Source organism: Lacrimispora sphenoides JCM 1415 (assembly GCF_900105615.1).
In the GTDB taxonomy this organism is placed as follows: Bacteria; Bacillota; Clostridia; order Lachnospirales; family Lachnospiraceae; genus Lacrimispora; species Lacrimispora sphenoides.
On sequence record NZ_LT630003.1, the window covers coordinates 2,567,273 to 2,584,443 of the forward strand.

Sequence of the window (17,171 nt, forward strand, 5' to 3'; positions counted from 1 at the left end):
CTCCTCCTGACTTATTTTAATTTCCAGCCGATTGCCTTTTTCCGTATTCCAATGAAATCAGCATAGATACCGTTCTGATTCACCAGTTCTTCATGAGCCCCTTTCTGCACAATATGCCCATTGGCTAAAACAAGGATCTGGTCAGCTCTCTGAACTGTCTTTAAGCGGTGAGCAATCATAATAACCGTTTTGTTTTTCGTCAATTCTGCAATTGCATTCATCAGCAGACTCTCATTCTCCGGATCAACACTGGAAGTGGCCTCATCCAAAATGATGATGGGAGCATCCTTTAAAATGGCGCGTGCAATGGAGATCCGCTGCTTTTCCCCGCCTGACAGTGTAGCACCGCCTTCTCCAATCACGGTTTTGTATCCGTTTGGCAGGCTCATAATGAAATCATGGCAGCAAGCCTTTTTTGCGGCAAGTACCACCTCCTTATGAGAAACATCCGGCCTTCCGAACTTCATGTTATTCTCTATGGTATCGGCAAACAGATATACTTTTTGGAATACCTCGCTGATATTCGTCAACAGGCTGTCCAAGGTGTAGTCCCTGACATCAATGCCGCCAATTGTAATTCGTCCGCTGTCCACATCCCAAAAACGGGCAATCAGATTACAGAGGGTGCTTTTGCCTGATCCGGAGGGCCCCACGATGGCTGTTGTTTTCTTTTGAGGAATCAGCAGGTTCACATGATCCAGGATCTTATGATCTCCATAAGAGAACGATACATCCTCAAAGGCAATATCAAAGTTAACGGGCTTTTGGGTTTTCCCCTGTTCATCCATCACAGGGGTTTTATTAATTTCCTCTACCTTATCCATGGATGCATCCAAAAGACGAAGCAGGGATGAGGTATTTCCGGCCGACTGGAGCTGCCCGAAAAGCATAAAAGAGGCCACTGCCATTAGCAGGCACATCGGAAGGTTCATGGAACCATTCAGGTAGAAAAGCAAAGCCTCCACAATCACTATGACGCTGGTTCCATAAAGGATGATCTGCTGAAGAACCGTATAGGGAATGAATAAATGCTCCAGCATCAGATTTTTATTTTTACTCTCCACAATCGCATGCTTTATCTTGCTGTTGGAGTCACGTCCCAGGTTAAAGGATTTTACGATGAGCATTCCCTGTACATATTCCAGCACATTGGAAACAAGAGCTTCCTGTGCAGACTGCCGTTCCGGTGAAACCTTTTCCGATTTCTTTTGCAGGCTGCTGATACAGTAAGTGAATAACAGGATGCCGCAGAAAATCGTCAGTCCGATGCGCCAGTCAATACAGAACATAACCAGTGTGATGACCGCTGCGTGTATATAACCTCCCAGTATATTTGTCAGTACCATGGAGGCGTTGTTTTCAATATCTCCCATCGTCGTGGTAACTGCAGAGGTGAGACTGCCGAGATTATGGTCGCTGAAATAGCCCATAGGCATATATTTCATGCGGTCCCCTATGTGAATGCGTTTTTCTGCACACATAAAGTAGCCGATCCTTACTTTATTAAAATCAGTCATATAGCTGCAGCAGATTTTTAGAATCATGCCGGCAAAAGCAATGCCGAATATCTGCCAGATAGCAGCTGTCTCGAATCCATGGATTATGCCGGAAAAAACCAGGGCAAGGGCTGCAAAAGTCATCATATCAAAGATGGAATGAAGCACAGAAAACAGGATTGCTGTTTTCATGGTTCCCTGCATTCTGCCGGAAAAACGATATATTTTTCTTAAGGTACTTACCATTTTTTACACCTCCTTATGCGGCATCCTTAGTATCCATATGTGCTCTCCACATGTTCTGATACAAGGTACAGGATGCAAGCAGTTCTTCATGAGTGCCTTCCGCTTCAATGTGTCCATTCTTTACCACTACTATTTTGTCCGCATCGGTGATTGTCGATAACCGGTGGGCTATCATAAGAACCGTTTTCCCGGCAATGACCTTTGCCATAGCCTCCTGGATCAGCGCTTCATTCTCTGCATCAATGTAGGCGGTAGCCTCGTCCAGTATGACAATAGGGGCATTTTTTAAGACAGCCCTGGCAATGGCAATTCGCTGGCGCTCACCACCGGAAAGATGGCCTCCGGAACTTCCCACAACAGTCTGGAAGCCCTTTTCCAGCTTCAGGATAAACTCATAACAGCCGCAATCCTTTGCCGCCTGATACACCTCTTCATCGGTTGCTGAAGGTTTGCCCATTCGGATATTTTCAAGAACCGTTTCATCAAACAGATAGTTGTCCTGGGAAATATAGGCAATCTGATCCATTAGCTGCTCCAAAGGTATTTTTCGGATGTCGATGCCGTCAATCCTGACTGCCCCGGATGTCACATCCCAAAAACCTGCGATCAATTTTGTAATGGTAGACTTTCCTCCTCCGCTTGGGCCGACAAATGCAGTGATGGTCTTTTCCGGAATAGATAAGTTTATCTCCTTAAGAAGAGAGGTTCCTTCCTCATAGGTAAAACTGACATTATCCATTGAGATATCTGATGAATGAATCATGGCAGGTCTTTCAGGCCGCTCCAATTCCTTTTCGTCCAGAACGGAACAGATTTCTCCTACTACAGATTTCATCTGGGCTATGCTGTCAGTAAAGTTCATTGCATTCAGGACCGGGGTAATAATCCCCAGCGACAAGATCATGCAGGTGACAAAAACCGGAACGCTGAGACTTCCGTTTCGGTACAGGATACAGCCGATGGGAAGAACGCTGACTAACACGCTGGGCCAGATTGTAAACAGCATGGACTTATAGAGCTGGACACTTTTCATCCAGTTTACAGCATAAGCGGCATTGTCCTCTACCGCGTCAGAATATTTCTGATAGGAATTTGCGGATTGATTGAAGGCTTTAATAACTTCGATTCCTCCGATGTATTCCACAACCGTATTTGACATCTTGCGGCCACGCATCATAAGTCCCTGGAATTTTTCCTCATAGCCCTTTGCCATTCCCTTATAACAGAGCATTCCAATTGGGAATGTCACCAGGGAAGCAAGTGCCATTCTCCAGTCAAGGAATAGCAGGTAAATCAAAATACAAAAGGGAACACAAAGATTTGCTGTCAGTTCAGGAATCAAATGGGCGAGAGTCGTCTCCATCCCTTCCACCCGGTCTACCAAAATGTTTTTAAGATGACCGGAAGGGGTATTCATCATATAACCCATAGGAACCCTGGTGAGTTTGTCTGCAAGACTAAGGCGGATTTCGGCCAGAGTTTCAAAGGTCGCGGTATGGGAAACAAAAGTGGAAAGATTGGAAAAGCAAACTTTCGCCAGAAAACCGATACCTGCTGTCACACAATACCCCATATAGGCAGTAACAGAGGTTTCCCCATTCATCAGCAGCAGTGCGATTTGAGAAACAGCATAAAATGGTACGAATCCTGCGGCAACACCCAGGATTGCTAAAATGACTGATAGAACATATTTACTCTTGTATGGAACAGCAAATTCCAACAGTCTGGACATAGGACTTTGTTCTTTATCCATGATACATTACTCCTTTGCTATAAAAATAGAGGTTGGTTAGCTAAAACTAACGAACAACCTCTATTATAGTGTTTCATTTTATTCCTGCTACTCTGATTAGGTGGTTACTCCCCCATTTGGACAACGTCTTTCTGAATTCGGACGGCAGTTCCCCAAATTCCTTTTTAAAAACCTCGGAAAACTTACTTGGGTTATCATATCCCATCTTCATGGCGATCTCTGTTATGCTTTCCGTTGTATCCCTCAGTAAAATTTTGGCTGCCTGCATGCGGTAGGATTTCATATAAGAATAAACAGAACAGCCGTAAATCCCCTTAAAACACACTTTCATCGATGTAAGAGGAATATCGAATTTTTTTGACAGCTCCTGCAGCGTATGATGGATTTGTAAGTCAGAAGTCATGTATTTCTGCATTTGCTTGATCACCTGAACCTGATTTTTTGAAAAGTACCGCCGTTCTTCCGGATATTCGTCGACCTGGACATCATTTAAGAACATGAACAATTCTAATACTTTAACTTTTAAATAGCGTGCTGCCATTTTGGGCGTAACCTTATACAGCTCAGAAAAAATATGTTCAATATTGCTATGCCCCCGCAGGACAAAGCAAGTATCTTTTCTGCAAAGGCGCTCTGTTATCTGGTATAAATCAATATGCAGCCCGCCCAGTACAAGTTCCACCAGCTTCATTGTTTCCGCTGCCTCATTCAAATCGATCGTAATGGAAATTCCATGATAATGGGATAACGGGAACGTGGTCGATGTGGTTTCATTGGTAAGCCGATTGATGGAAAGATCGCCGGCTCCCACATATTGGCAATCACCATTACCGAACACGCATTCAAACCGGCCTTCCCTGCAGTGATTGATCTCAAATATATCCGGATGGGGAAGCTTATTCTTATTTTGCCCATCCCGCATATGAAAATCATTATAAAACAGTTCGATGCCAGGTAAGATTTGATATCGGGTAATAACACCCTCTCCTGTTTCGTTTTGCATCTTGTATATCGAACAGCCTGCTTCACTTGCTGTCTTTTGCACCTCCGGATCAAAAAAATCCGTGAAATTCTTGTTATTCATGATATGACATCGCCTTTACTTTTTTCAATTAGGTACGACTAACCAACAATATCATATCAGTTTTCAAGCTTACCGTCCAGAATAAATGAAGTTTTTCAGCAGCTTGCAATGGAAAACCCGTATCCTTTTAACAATTTCATTGCATGATCAATCTCTTGCTTAGTGGTATATCTGCCCACACTAAAGCGTACAGCACCAAATGCAATTTCCTCTTCAACACCCATAGCAGCTAACACAGGAGAAATGGTTTTTGAACCAGAATGGCAGGCAGACCCGGTTGAGGCACATAGTTCAGGCAGCGCCGCCAATATCTGGGCCCCATTTTCTCCCACAAAGCTGACATTAAGAGTATTTGGCAAGCGATGAACCGGGTCACCGTTGAGGTGAATATTACTGCCAAACACTTCCTTTAGCTGATTATAAAAATAATCTCTTATCGGCATCAAATCATTTTGATCCAGGTGTTTCCTTGCCTGTGCCGCTGCCTCTCCCAAAGCTACAATATAAGGCACATTTTCCGTACCGGCACGCCTGCCATTCTCCTGGCTTGCGCCATGCAGAAATGATTCTATTTCAACTCCATCACGAATAAACAATGCGCCAATTCCTTTTGGAGCATATAGTTTATGACCGGCAAGAGTCAGAAAGTCCACTGGTAAACGGGAAACGTTAATATCCACTTTTCCAATGGACTGAGATGCATCTGTATGAAACAAAACACCTCGTTCTCTGCAAATTTCCCCCAACTCCCCAATTGGCTGCAAGGTACCAACCTCATTATTGGAATGCATAATACTAACCAAAATCGTTTCCTCATTGATGGCATTTCTTAAATCCTTAGGATTCACAGATCCTTGCCGGTTTACTGGAAGATAGGTTACTTTATAATCGTTTTTCTTTAAAAACGAGAGTGGTTCCATGATGGAAGGGTGTTCGATGCAAGAAGTAATAATATGCTTTCCCTTATTCCTAAAAGTGTAGGCGACTCCCTTGATTACAGCATTATTGGATTCACTGCCACAGCTTGTGAATAAAATCTCGCTGCTTTTGGCACCAAGCAATTCCGAAACTTGTTTTCTGGAATTCTCAACTGCACCTTTCGCGAGCAGTCCCAATTCGTAACTGTTGGATGGGTTTCCAAACTCTGACTCCAGATAGGGAAGCATGGCATGATATACCTTTTTGTCGATAGGGGTCGTAGCATTATAGTCTAGATAAATCATAAATTATCCTCCTTACACAGATAATATTGAGCATTTAACAAACCAATATAGAACATGATTTTTGTTAAGTTTCTTGTTCATATCATTGCCTTTTTCTAATAATAAAAAATAATCCTGTGTGCAATATGGAGCAATATGCAAAGATTCAGCATGCTGTTTCATTACATGCTAAGTTTGACAGCAATATACTTTCTTAAGACAGTTTATAATCGCATTTAAATAAATATAGCATATATTAATATTAGCGTAAACACCATATTACGCACATTCCTATTAATAATATTTCGTATAAGGAGTGATAAATAAATGTACGATATAACAAACTGCCGGCATGGATATGCCGTTTACTCTATGACAAATAACGCTGATGAAAATGAAATAATAGCGATTCGCCAGAAATTCAACGATGATTTTACATTTATTAAGGCTTACAAGACAGGCGGTCAAGGAACCGGAACCCCCATTGTTGATCCTCTTGGTTCACAGGGATCAATTGTAATATCCGATGATGGACATTTCCTTTTTGTCGTGAACGCTGGCAGCAATAATATCTCCAGCTTCAAAATCACCAGATCGGGAACCTTGATTCTTGCAGACGTTAAGCCGTCCGGTGGTTTCCTTCCAATAAGCCTGACAACTCACCGTAATCTTCTCTATGTGGCAAATGCAGGCAATGGAAGCAGTATTGCATCCAATGTTACCGGTTTTCATATAGACGAAAACGGCATGCTTACCGAAATCATTGGCTCTGCTAAGCCATTAAGTACAGTAAATGCCAAGCCAGCCTGCATTGTCATCAATTATAACGGCAAAAAAATAGCTGTTTCCGAGCAGAACACAAACCTAATCAGTGTATTTACCGTTCAACAAGATGGATCCCTCACTGGCCCTATCCTCAGCAACTCCAGCGGTCCCGGACCTTTTGGCTCTGTCTTCTTAACAAATGATATCTTGCTGGTTACGGAAGTTGGAATAAATGCATTATCTTCCTACAAAATTAATCATGACGGAACACTTTCAGTCATTAGTCCATCTGTATTGAATTTTCAATCAGCTACCTGTTGGGTCTCACTATCTGAAAACGGACGTTTTGCTTATACATCCAATGCTGGCGGCCACACAATAACGACGTATGAAGTCGAACGTAACGGACGTCTTAAAGTTACAAATATTACCTATAGTACGAATGATGGATCTGGTGCACCGATTGACAGCGGTATTTGTTCCAATAACTTGTATGTACTCAACGGAAATGAGGGCTCCATCAGTGTTTTCTTTACTGACCGGAATGGCAGACTAATCCGGACAGAGGTTATCCGCGATACACAGTTACCGTATTTAGGTTCACAAGGTTTGGCAATCCTATGCTTGCCAAAGAGGTATTAAATAATAGCTTATAAATCATTTTAATCTCAATTTGCCTGATATCATTTACACAATCCTGTCAGGCAAATTGTGATCGCTCCGAACCATTATTATATCTTTCTATATTTGTGCTGCGGTCTTCCAACCTTTCCGTATTCCACTAATTTATATATCTTTTCTTCCTTTTCCATAAGCTCCAGATATCTTCTTACCGTGACTCTTGCGATCTGCAGCATTTCTGCAAGATTTTCCGCTGTATAATACTCTTCTCCGCCCTGCTCAATTTTTTCCCAGATGGCATGATAGGTGTACTTATTAAAGCCCTTGGTAAAATCCGCTTCGTTCTGGGAAGCAATCTGGCCGGATAAGTACCGGTCCAGATCCTTCTGCTCAATCATGTCGCTGTTTTTAAAGCTGTCATACCGGTCCTTAAACTGCAGTAAGGCTTCCTTAAAGCGCTCAAAGCGAAAAGGTTTAATCAGATAATCTACCACTCCATACCGAAATGCCTCCTGGATTCGTTCTATGGATTTATCTGCTGTAATTAAAATGATATCTGCATTCATTTCCTGGCTTCGGACCCATTTTAAAAAATCCATTCCATTTTCATTGGGAAGATACACATCAAGCAGAATCAAATCCGGCTTTTTAGAAAGCATCGCCTTTTTTGCTTCCTCCAGATTTGATACCCCTTTGTATAGAGTAAATCCTTCCACTCTTCTTAAAAACTTCGAGTTGATTTCCAGAACCATTGGATCATCTTCCACAATCATGACTCCAATCAAGTTCTTCCCTCCTTTCCATAGGAATTGTAATATCCCATTGTGCTCCTTCTTCTGATGTTAAATGGATTGATCCCCCATATTCCTCTATGATCTTTTTCACAATGAACAATCCGCATCCACGCTGCCCCTCTTTGGTGGAAAAGCCCTGTTCAAATATCTTTTCGTGAAGCTCTGGAGGGATTCCTTTTCCATTATCCTTGATCCGGATCGTAAGAAACTGCTTCTCCTCAGCAATGTTAATATCGATCCTGCCTGTCCCGTCATTTTTCACTTCATCCAGTGAATTTTCGATCAGATTTCCGATAACCGAACCCAGATCCTGGGAATTCATGCCACAGGGCAGTTTGTTCAGCCTGGAGCTTTCATCTATGGTTAACTTAATTCTGCATTCCTCCGCTTTATTATACTTGGACAAAAGAAGAGCGGACACGGCTGAATCCTTGATATGATCCGTGAGAATGTGGCTCATTTCCGTCCTTATCCTGGCAACATCGGATATAAACTGCAGGGCTTCTTCATACTCCTCAAGCTGTATGAGACCGGCAATGGTATGAAGCTTATTCATAAATTCATGATTCTGTGCCCGTAAGGACCATGTCAGTTTTTTTACTCCGGTCAGTTCCTCCGCCAGTCTGGTTATCTCTGTTTTGTCCCGGAAGCTGGCTATGACCCCGATCACCTGTCCCCGATTCAAGATAGGAATCCGGTTGGTGACAATCAAAGTATCATGAAGCCTTTGTTCATCATCAAATTCTGCCTGTTTCGTGCTTAATATATTTGTCATACGGGTATTGGGGATTATCTCTTCAATACCGCGTCCAATTACCTGATCCTTCATTTCATCTTTATTAAAACCAAGAATCTGTAATGCCGAATCATTCATCAATGTGATCCGGCCTTCCTGGTCAATGGCTACCAGCCCTTCATGAATGGCATCCAGTATTCCCATCTTCTCATGATAAAGCTTTGCGATCTCATCGGGCTCTAATCCCAGCAGCATCCTTTTGATATGGTTCGCCAAAAGAAAGGCTCCCACGCTTCCTGCCGACAGCCCTCCAAAGCCGATTAACATGATATAGAAAACAGCCATGTGCTTCGCCTTTTCGATCCGCGCAATCAGCGTACCGACAGAGACAAAACCAATCTCTTGATGGTGCTCATCATAAATCGGTGCAAAAGCACGCAGGGATTTCCCCATAGTTCCGGTTGCTTCGGATACATAAGTCTCTCCCAGGCGCACCACACGGTACTCATCTCCGCCCTCAAACGCTTTTCCGATCATTTGAGGATTGGGATGGGAATAACGGATTCCCTGGTTATCCGCCACTGTAATATAATCCACCAGCTCCAGATTCTTAAGCTGCATATCAACATAAGAAGCAATTACCTGAGTATTCTTTTTTCCCAGCGCACCGATCACCTCGCTGGAATGTGCTACAAGCTCCGCCACGTTCATGACATTGGTCTTCGCTTCCTTTTCGATACTCCTGGTCATCCATGAAGCAACAAAAGAAATAATGATGGCAATTGAAACAAAAACAACTGCAATGACGAATAAACTAAGCATGGTCTGCAGCTTCATTGGTTTTTTTCTTTCCATAGCTCACAGTTGTCCTTTCTCCCTCTATTTTACCAAATAAACCGGCGGATCACAATGTCCTTCTCTTACGCAAAAGAATACTCCCACGGGATGCAAACATGTTTTATTCTAGTCTGCCTCCGTGGGAGCATCGTATTCGTTATTGGTTTCTTATACCGTTTTTATCCGGCCGCCTCAGCCCTGTCATTGTGTTTAACCGCATTCGACTGATTCTGCCTTAGCTTTTTAAATACAAAGGAAACAATAAACGGACAGATGATTGCCGATACCACGCAGGCTGCGGCTACTTGTGCGGTTGCTGCGGCTGCAACTACGGCAAGAGTCGGGTCGGCCGCTGCAACCGCCTCAGGCGTTGCCACCGCATTCCCTGCCGTGGAACCGGTCGCCAGGCCGATGATGGGTTCCTCTTTAAACAGCTTAAGGAGTATGTATGCCCCTATTCCGGTAAATGATGCCACAATCCCAAGCAAAATCCCAGGACCTCCTGCTTTCACGATTGTTTCCAGGTTCATTCCAGCTCCCAGAGGGAAGGAAAAGAACGGAATCAACAGTAATTTACTACTGCCTAAGAAGGCTCTCATATCGGAATCCAGATTTCCCAAGATCATTCCGATGACAATGGGGATCATCACTGCCAGCAATGCTTTAAAAGGAACCTGTGCCAGACCGGAAGCTCCAAGTGCCACCAGGGTAAAGAACGGACCATCCTTAATTGACAGCAGAGCATACGCTCCCACATCAGTCTCATCCCCATACTGTGAGGCAAGTGAAGCATAAAGGCCTCCGTTGCAGTTGGTTAATCCCGCAAGAATGGCTAACGGGGAAAGTCCAAGCACACCGGCTGAGCCAAAGACCTTTCCGACGAAAATACCAAGTCCCGCTCCTACGATAAATTTACCTGCAATCAATAAAGCACCCTTTTTTATTGCCTTTGGAGCCAGTTTAAAATGAATCTGTGAACCGATCAGAAACATAAAACATGCTAAAATCGGCGTGGACGCAGTTTTACTGAATAAGGCGGTGGTAAAGCCTCCCATTTCCAAAAACTGTGGGAAAAAGGTGTTGACCAGAACCCCTAAAAACAAGGGAACCACCATCATTCCTCCCGGAATTTTATCCAGCGTTTTTTTGATTGGAATCTGCATATTTCAATCCTCCTATTATAAAAAAGCCTATTCTTATCTGCTTTGCGGCTGCTGCAGGTGATTTGACTCCTTCTGCTATATTCTGGCTGCACCGCTTTCTCTTGCCGCCTTTTTTACTGCTTCCGCCACATTTTCAGAAACCTTTTTATCCAATGCATTCGGAATGACGCATTCCTCATTTAACTCCTCATCGGAAACCATGGAAGCAATGGCATAGGCTGCCGCAAGCTTCATTTCCTCATTGATTTCCCTTGCCCTTACCTCCAATGCGCCTTTGAAGATTCCAGGAAAAGCAAGAACATTGTTTACCTGATTTGGGAAATCCGAACGGCCGGTTCCAATGACTCTGGCGCCTGCTTCTCTTGCCGCCTCCGGCATGATTTCAGGAGTTGGATTTGCCATGGCAAAGAGGATGGCATCCTGGTTCATGGAGCTTACCATTTCCCTGCTTACAATGTCAGGAGCAGAAACTCCGATAAACACATCTGCACCCTTTAATGCATCGCTTAAATCTCCTTTTAACTGTTCCGGATTTGTTATTTTCGCCAGCGCCTGCTTGGCATGGTCAACACCTTCTATTCCCTGATAAAGAATGCCTACTTTATCACAGACAATCAGCTTTGAAACGCCGCAGGCAAGCAGTAGCTTAGCAATGGCGGTACCCGCTGCTCCTGCACCGTTTACCACAACTTTAATTTCTCTGATATCTTTGCCTACTACCTTTAACGCATTGATAATTCCTGCCAGCACCACAATGGCGGTTCCGTGCTGATCATCGTGGAACACGGGAATATCAAGCTCCTTTTTTAACCGTTCTTCTACCTCAAAGCACCTTGGTGCTGAAATATCCTCCAGATTGATGCCTCCAAATCCCGGTGCAATCCATTTAACTGCTGTTACAATTTCATCCGTATCTTTGGTATCCAGGCAAATCGGAATCGCATTGACATCCGCAAATTCTTTAAATAAAATCGCCTTTCCTTCCATAACCGGAAGACCTGCCTTTGGTCCGATGTCTCCAAGCCCAAGCACTGCTGTTCCGTCAGTAACGACTGCGACCAGATTTCCTTTCGAGGTATACTTATATACATCTTCCTCATTGGCATGAATTTTCCGGCATGGCTCCGCTACTCCCGGGGTATAAGCAAGGCTTAAGTCTTCTCTGGTAACTACAGGAACCTTAGATCTGATTTCGATTTTTCCGGCATGGCGTTCATGCAATTTTAAGCTCTCTTCAAAATAATTCATTATGGATCCCCTTCCCTTCCAATACTTCCTTTGGTTGTTTTTGCTACAAACCGAGGATAACACAAACGCATTATGATGAAAATATTATTAACATAAAGAAATCATATTGTTCATATTGTATAATTTGTTAAATATTAAACGTTTTTAACAGAGTTTTTATATACTCCAGACAATGGTTCACCCAACACACTTTCCTGCTGCCGTATCCTGAAACAAACGCTGCTATGCTTCAATGAGACGCTGCTCCAGTCCAGGCTGTATCAGTAAGAAACAAGCTCGAATACAAAATCCGAAAGCGAATAATATCCTTTTACCTGTAGATAATAACCTTATTAATATTAAGGAGAATAATTATGGCAAAAGATTCACAACTTGACCCAAAATCAATCCGTAAGAAAAAAGCCAATGGTGGCCCTACCATGGCTGAGAGCGCATTAGACGGAGAAAGCCGAAATACTAAGAAGCAGTCCGGCAGCCGTCACAAACCCGGTAATGATAAATAATTGATTTTTTATGCAAAGGAGTAAATTGTATGAACCGTGATAAGCTCATATCCCAAGTAAAAGACGAATATGCAAGAATAGCCTCGTCTGAATCCCAGCAGCATTTCCACCAGACCACAACTGAAATAACACCGGAAGCATACTATGAAAACTTGTTGGGTAAAGCCATTAGTGAAATCAACAGAGGTACCTTTGATAATTTCAAATCAGGGGAAGAGATCGTAAATGCAATTGCAAATGACAAGTCCTGGCTTTCTGATTGGAAGTAACTTTAGTCTGCAAATGAAAACCGCAGTCCTTTTTAAAGGATTGCGGTTTTCATTAAATTTCAGTATAAGTACTTCCGTTTGTAAAAATCCTTTCTCTCAGTCAGCGTTATAATGCCAGTTCCAATCTCCATGATAAATCATCCGTTTATTCATTCCCCCATCCACGGTGATGGTCTCCCCTGTTATAAAATCCTGTTCACATAAAAACAACACCATATTTGAAATATCCTTTGGTGTTCCTACTTTTCCTGCCGGAATTGCAAAGCGGTCTTCTTGGCTGAATTCCTGCTGCTCTGTTACATTGATCCAGCCTGGAGCAATACAGTTAACGAGAACATCCGGCCCCAGTGATACTGCCAGAGCATGTGTCAATGCAACAATTCCGCCTTTCGCACTAGCATATGCTTCTGTATCAGGCTCCGACTGAAATGCACGTGATGAAGCAATATTAATAATTCTTCCGTGATTTTTGATTAATTCATCTTTACATAGGCGGCTTAATTCAAATGGAGCTTTCAATCCGATGGATAAGGTATGATCAAATTCTTCATAGGTTAAGCCGGATAAAATACCTTTATTACCACGGCAGGCATTGTTGACTAAAACATCGATCCGAAAAAGCTTTTCAAGAGAAAATTCAATGAACCTTTTTAATGTCAGAGGTTCTGCCGCATCTCCGCAAAAGTAAAACAGATTTGGATTTTCTTCTGCAAATTCAGCAGATCTCTTTTCATCTATATCAAGAAAGCATACTTGATCGCCCGCCTGAGTAAAATCCAGGCATATCTGTTTTCCTATCCCATGTGCGCCACCGGTAACAACAATTCCTCTATTCATGATATCCTCCTTTTTATAACAACCTATTGATGATAAAGACAATATAACATTAGAGTTATCATTAATGTCAAGAGCTTCTTTTGTTCAGATATCAAATCAACCATAACGGTGGAAAAACCCCTGAACGGTAATCAAGGCAAGTGTTACGGCCTTTATGACAGTTCAGGGGTTTAACTCCATCTCAGTTATTATAATGAGTCGAAAAAGGATTGTTTTTATAATCATAATTTTCAAGTGGTACCGGTCCTCTAACTACTGTCCTGTGAACACGTAATTCTCCTATTTCATTGGCAGCAATTCTCCAGTCAACCATTTGTATCATGCCATTTGCAATTTCAATTCCATTAATCCCACGGGTACGTATGCAGCAGCCAGTATTAAAGTATGGGAGGTCATCTTCTTTCGGGAACTTTGGTCTGTGAGTATGTCCACAGATCAGCATCATTTTATTTTTTTCTATCCATCTGTCATAAACCTTCTCTACTTTATGTCTTTTAAATAAATTACGGGCCGGGCTGGTTGGATTGCCGAATCCAACGATATGCAGATACCTCCAAAAATACCGAAGTAATAACATGGAAAAAAGCCATAGCTGATCATTCATAATATCACCCTGATGCCCATGAAGCACAAAAATCTTCTGTTTGGTTTTCTTGTGTTTAAGAATGATTGCTTCCTTCGGCTTCAGTCCCCTGTATAAGTCCACTCGCATTTGATTGTATTCATCATAATATTGATAATAATTTTCTCTGATAAACAGCTTTGACTTTAAATAAATATTATGATTCCCATATAACATGATAAAGCGGCCTTCATCATAAAACTTTTTGATCACTGTAAAAACATCGCTGTGGGCCAAACGGATAACACTAAAATTCTTGTATTCCCAAAGCTCATCTCCATCTCCAACTTCTATATATTCATATCCTTCTTTATAATAGTAATTTAATGCATGCAAAAAAACATTCTGATTTCTGGTAAATTCATCTGAGATGCTGTCATCCCCTCTGTGGATATCACTAAAAAATATATATTTTGAGTTATCATCAAAATACACTACATCAGCATTTTTATATGCATGATTCAATCGTCTGTCAGTCTTCATGTTACCTCCTTTCCGATTTCCCATTCCTGTTGCTTTAGGACTCTGTCTCTAAGGAACAGCAAAACAAGGTACTAAACGATAACCAGATGCTTTTCTCCGTCATCCACAAGCAAAACCCTGTTCCCTTTTATGAGCTTGTCATCTACAGTGATTGCTTCCGTTGTCAGAGTTCCCTTGCTTCTGCTTTCGACCCTGATTTCATAGATAGACCTGCCATACTTATACTCAATGGAAAAATCGCCGAAGCTTGCCGGCGTGGCCGGATCAATGACCAGCTCATTCACCTCTTTCCGAATGCCAAGAAACCAGCATAATAACCCCTGGTACATCCAGCCTGCGGAACCGGTATACCAGCTCCAACCACCTCTTCCGGTATAAGGAGGGCTTAAGGAGATATCCGCCGTCATGACATAAGGCTCCTTCTCATACCTGAGCACATCCTTCCTGGTTTGCGTCACGTGAATCGGATTAAGTATGGTGAACAGAGTTTGTGCCATGTGATAGTCATGGAGCATTGACGTGGCAATCGCCAGCCAAACCGCCGCATGGGTATACTGGCCTCCGTTTTCCCGCATACCTGGGATGTAATTTTTGATATAACCTGGGTTTTTGCTTGTTTTATTAAAGGGAGGCGTCAAAAGCAGGGAAATAGCCTCTTCCTCTCTTAGGAGATAACGCCATGCCGACTGCATTGCCGTTTTTGCCCGTTCCTCTTTTGCCCCCTTAGATATCACGCTCCAGGACTGACTGATGGAATCGATCCGGCACTCATCATTTTCCTTGGATCCCAGCTTCGAGCCGTCGTCATAAAAGGCACGAAGATACCACTCCCCATCCCAGGTGTGTTCTTCGATGCTTTGAAGCAGGCCTTCCCGTTTCTGCTCCAGTTCCCGGCCGTAAGCCTCATCATTCTCCTGACTGCACAAAGGAATAAAGTCCCCCAGCACCGTATAGAAAAACCATGCAAGCCATACACTCTCTCCCTTCCCCTCTATTCCTACCTCATTCATACCGTCGTTCCAGTCGCCACCCCCCATGAGAGGAAGTCCATGTTCTCCGAAGTTTGTCCGGCCGATGGCTTTTTTACAATGTTCATAAACACTTTCAAAGCTTTGGGATATTTCCGGGGTAAACATCATATCATGCTCCCCCTCCTTAAGCAGCGGACCCTTGATATAAGGGACCTGCTCCTTTAAAATTGTGGTATCTCCGGTACTTCGGATATAAGCTGCAGTGCAATAAGGAAGCCACAGCAAATCATCGGTGATTCTCGTTCTCACACCGATCCCCATAGGAGGATGCCACCAGTGCTGGACATCGCCCTCTTCAAACTGCCTGCTGCATGCAATTAGAATCTGCCTGCGTAAAATACTGGAATCCGCAAAGAGAAGGGAAAGGGTATCCTGCAGCTGGTCCCGGTATCCATAGGCTCCTCCACACTGATAAAAGCCAGCTCTTGCCTGAATGCGGCAGGATACCGTCTGATAAAGCAGCCAGCCATTCACCAGGATGTCCACTGCCCTGTCCTTTGTTTTGACTTTAACCGTCCCTAATAAACCGTCCCAATAGGTTCTCACCCTTTCAAGCTCCTTTTCAGAAGCGGCGGTTTCCCTGTACTTGTTTCTGATTTTATATATCTCTTCAAGGCTGGTGCTCTGCCCCAGACCAAACAACACCGTCTTGCTCTCTTGCGGCTGTATTGCAACGGATACCTGAATCGCTCCGCAGGGATCATAGCAAACACCCGTATTGCAGGATAGCTTGACCTCCGCCCCCCGCGGCTCCCGGACACTGCCCTTTTGCCCCAGAAACTCCTTCCTGTCCCCGGTATAACCGATGATGGTTTCACTGGAAAACAGGTAGGAATAGGTGTTTTGAAAGTTCATGGTATAAATGTTCTTTGAATATAAGCATTCATGCTCATTGTTATAGGAGGTCAGGATATAGGGATTGGTTTGCTCTCCCTGGGTTCCCAAAACCCATTCCACATAATAGGTCAGGCTTAAATATTTCACTTTATCCGAGCGGTTGGTAAGCGTAAGGCTCCATAGCTTTAATGACTCATCCAAAGGAGTAAAAACAGTCAGCTCCTGATTAATAAGAGCTTCCTCATGAAGGAACCTGCTGTATCCAAAGCCATGCCTTACCCGGTAAGTGCCCCGGTCAGACCTTCCTAAGGACATGGGAGTCATAACCTCACCGGATATTTCATCCAGAATATAGATTGCCTCAGAGGCTCTGTCACTGACTGGGTCATTGGACCATGGAGTCAGCTTATTCTCCCTGCTGTTGATACTCCAGGTAAATCCGGCACCAGACTCCGATATCTGGAATCCAAAGTTTTTGTTTGAAACAACATTAATCCAGGGTGCCGGCGGCCGGTTATTACCCTCCAGCAGAATTTCATATTCCCTGCCTTCACAGGCAAATGCCCCGAAGCCGTTAAAAAATTCATAATTCTCTGTTTCTTTCTCCTGTGTTGTAGGTGCATATGCTGTGTCCAAAACCCTTC

The 17,171-nt window shown here is 43.3% G+C and carries 14 protein-coding genes; 3 read left to right on the top strand and 11 right to left on the bottom strand.

The genetic code is table 11. The features are described from left to right. Window positions 1-11 precede the first annotated feature (11 nt). The 4 genes from BMX69_RS11625 to BMX69_RS11640 all read right to left on the bottom strand — a co-directional run bounded on the left by BMX69_RS11625 (window position 12) and on the right by BMX69_RS11640 (window position 5,802). Window positions 12-1,742 carry an ABC transporter ATP-binding protein gene (locus tag BMX69_RS11625; protein ID WP_100042423.1) on the bottom strand — a complete coding sequence of 577 codons (1,731 nt, stop codon included), beginning with the start codon at window positions 1,740-1,742 and terminating at the stop codon, window positions 12-14. A gap of 13 nt (window positions 1,743-1,755) precedes the next feature. After that, the gene (locus tag BMX69_RS11630; protein ID WP_100042424.1) at window positions 1,756-3,495 is read right to left on the bottom strand and encodes an ABC transporter ATP-binding protein; all 1,740 of its coding nucleotides are present in this window, start codon (window positions 3,493-3,495) and stop codon (window positions 1,756-1,758) included. Between the two features lie 73 nt (window positions 3,496-3,568). After that, complete coding sequence (locus BMX69_RS11635) at window positions 3,569-4,579, bottom strand: helix-turn-helix domain-containing protein (protein WP_054791583.1); 1,011 nt, start codon at window positions 4,577-4,579, stop codon at window positions 3,569-3,571. A 95-nt stretch (window positions 4,580-4,674) separates the two neighbouring features. Continuing rightward, entirely contained in the window at window positions 4,675-5,802 is a 1,128-nt protein-coding gene (locus BMX69_RS11640) for a cysteine desulfurase family protein (RefSeq protein WP_054791584.1), read from the bottom strand. Window positions 5,803-6,153: 351 nt separating this feature from the next. Here BMX69_RS11640 and BMX69_RS11645 point away from each other — a divergent pair, with 351 nt between their 5' ends. Continuing rightward, a complete protein-coding gene (locus tag BMX69_RS11645) occupies window positions 6,154-7,188 on the top strand; it encodes a lactonase family protein (protein WP_242941411.1) in 1,035 nt (344 codons plus the stop codon). Window positions 7,189-7,277: 89 nt separating this feature from the next. Here BMX69_RS11645 and BMX69_RS11650 read toward each other — a convergent pair whose 3' ends face one another. From BMX69_RS11650 to BMX69_RS11665, 4 genes are all read right to left on the bottom strand, one after another. Continuing rightward, a complete protein-coding gene (locus BMX69_RS11650; protein WP_100042425.1) occupies window positions 7,278-7,952 on the bottom strand; it encodes a response regulator in 675 nt (224 codons plus the stop codon). After that, a complete protein-coding gene (locus BMX69_RS11655; RefSeq protein WP_100042426.1) occupies window positions 7,924-9,552 on the bottom strand; it encodes an ATP-binding protein in 1,629 nt (542 codons plus the stop codon). The genes BMX69_RS11650 and BMX69_RS11655 overlap by 29 nt, the downstream gene beginning before the upstream one ends. A 161-nt stretch (window positions 9,553-9,713) precedes the next feature. Beyond that, window positions 9,714-10,697, bottom strand: coding sequence for a 2-keto-3-deoxygluconate permease (locus BMX69_RS11660; RefSeq protein ID WP_100042427.1), 984 nt, complete (start codon window positions 10,695-10,697; stop codon window positions 9,714-9,716). A 75-nt stretch (window positions 10,698-10,772) separates the two neighbouring features. Next, window positions 10,773-11,945, bottom strand: a complete 1,173-nt coding sequence (locus BMX69_RS11665; protein ID WP_100042428.1) for an NAD(P)-dependent malic enzyme — start codon at window positions 11,943-11,945, stop codon at window positions 10,773-10,775. A gap of 353 nt (window positions 11,946-12,298) precedes the next feature. Between BMX69_RS11665 and BMX69_RS24435 the strand changes: the two genes are divergently transcribed. Both BMX69_RS24435 and BMX69_RS11670 read left to right on the top strand, forming a co-directional pair. Beyond that, a complete protein-coding gene (locus BMX69_RS24435; protein WP_166429703.1) occupies window positions 12,299-12,448 on the top strand; it encodes a hypothetical protein in 150 nt (49 codons plus the stop codon). 29 nt (window positions 12,449-12,477) lie between these two features. Beyond that, window positions 12,478-12,717: a hypothetical protein gene (locus BMX69_RS11670; protein ID WP_025233908.1), complete on the top strand. Its 240-nt coding sequence runs from the start codon at window positions 12,478-12,480 to the stop codon at window positions 12,715-12,717. 96 nt (window positions 12,718-12,813) lie between these two features. Here the strand turns inward: BMX69_RS11670 and BMX69_RS11675 are convergent, their stop codons facing one another. From BMX69_RS11675 to BMX69_RS11685, 3 genes are all read right to left on the bottom strand, one after another. Then, entirely contained in the window at window positions 12,814-13,554 is a 741-nt protein-coding gene (locus BMX69_RS11675) for an SDR family oxidoreductase (protein WP_054791586.1), read from the bottom strand. 181 nt (window positions 13,555-13,735) lie between these two features. Next, window positions 13,736-14,659 carry a metallophosphoesterase gene (locus BMX69_RS11680; RefSeq protein ID WP_054791587.1) on the bottom strand — a complete coding sequence of 308 codons (924 nt, stop codon included), beginning with the start codon at window positions 14,657-14,659 and terminating at the stop codon, window positions 13,736-13,738. Window positions 14,660-14,730: 71 nt separating this feature from the next. Continuing rightward, a complete protein-coding gene (locus tag BMX69_RS11685; protein ID WP_100042429.1) occupies window positions 14,731-17,163 on the bottom strand; it encodes a glycoside hydrolase family 94 protein in 2,433 nt (810 codons plus the stop codon). Window positions 17,164-17,171 lie beyond the last annotated feature (8 nt).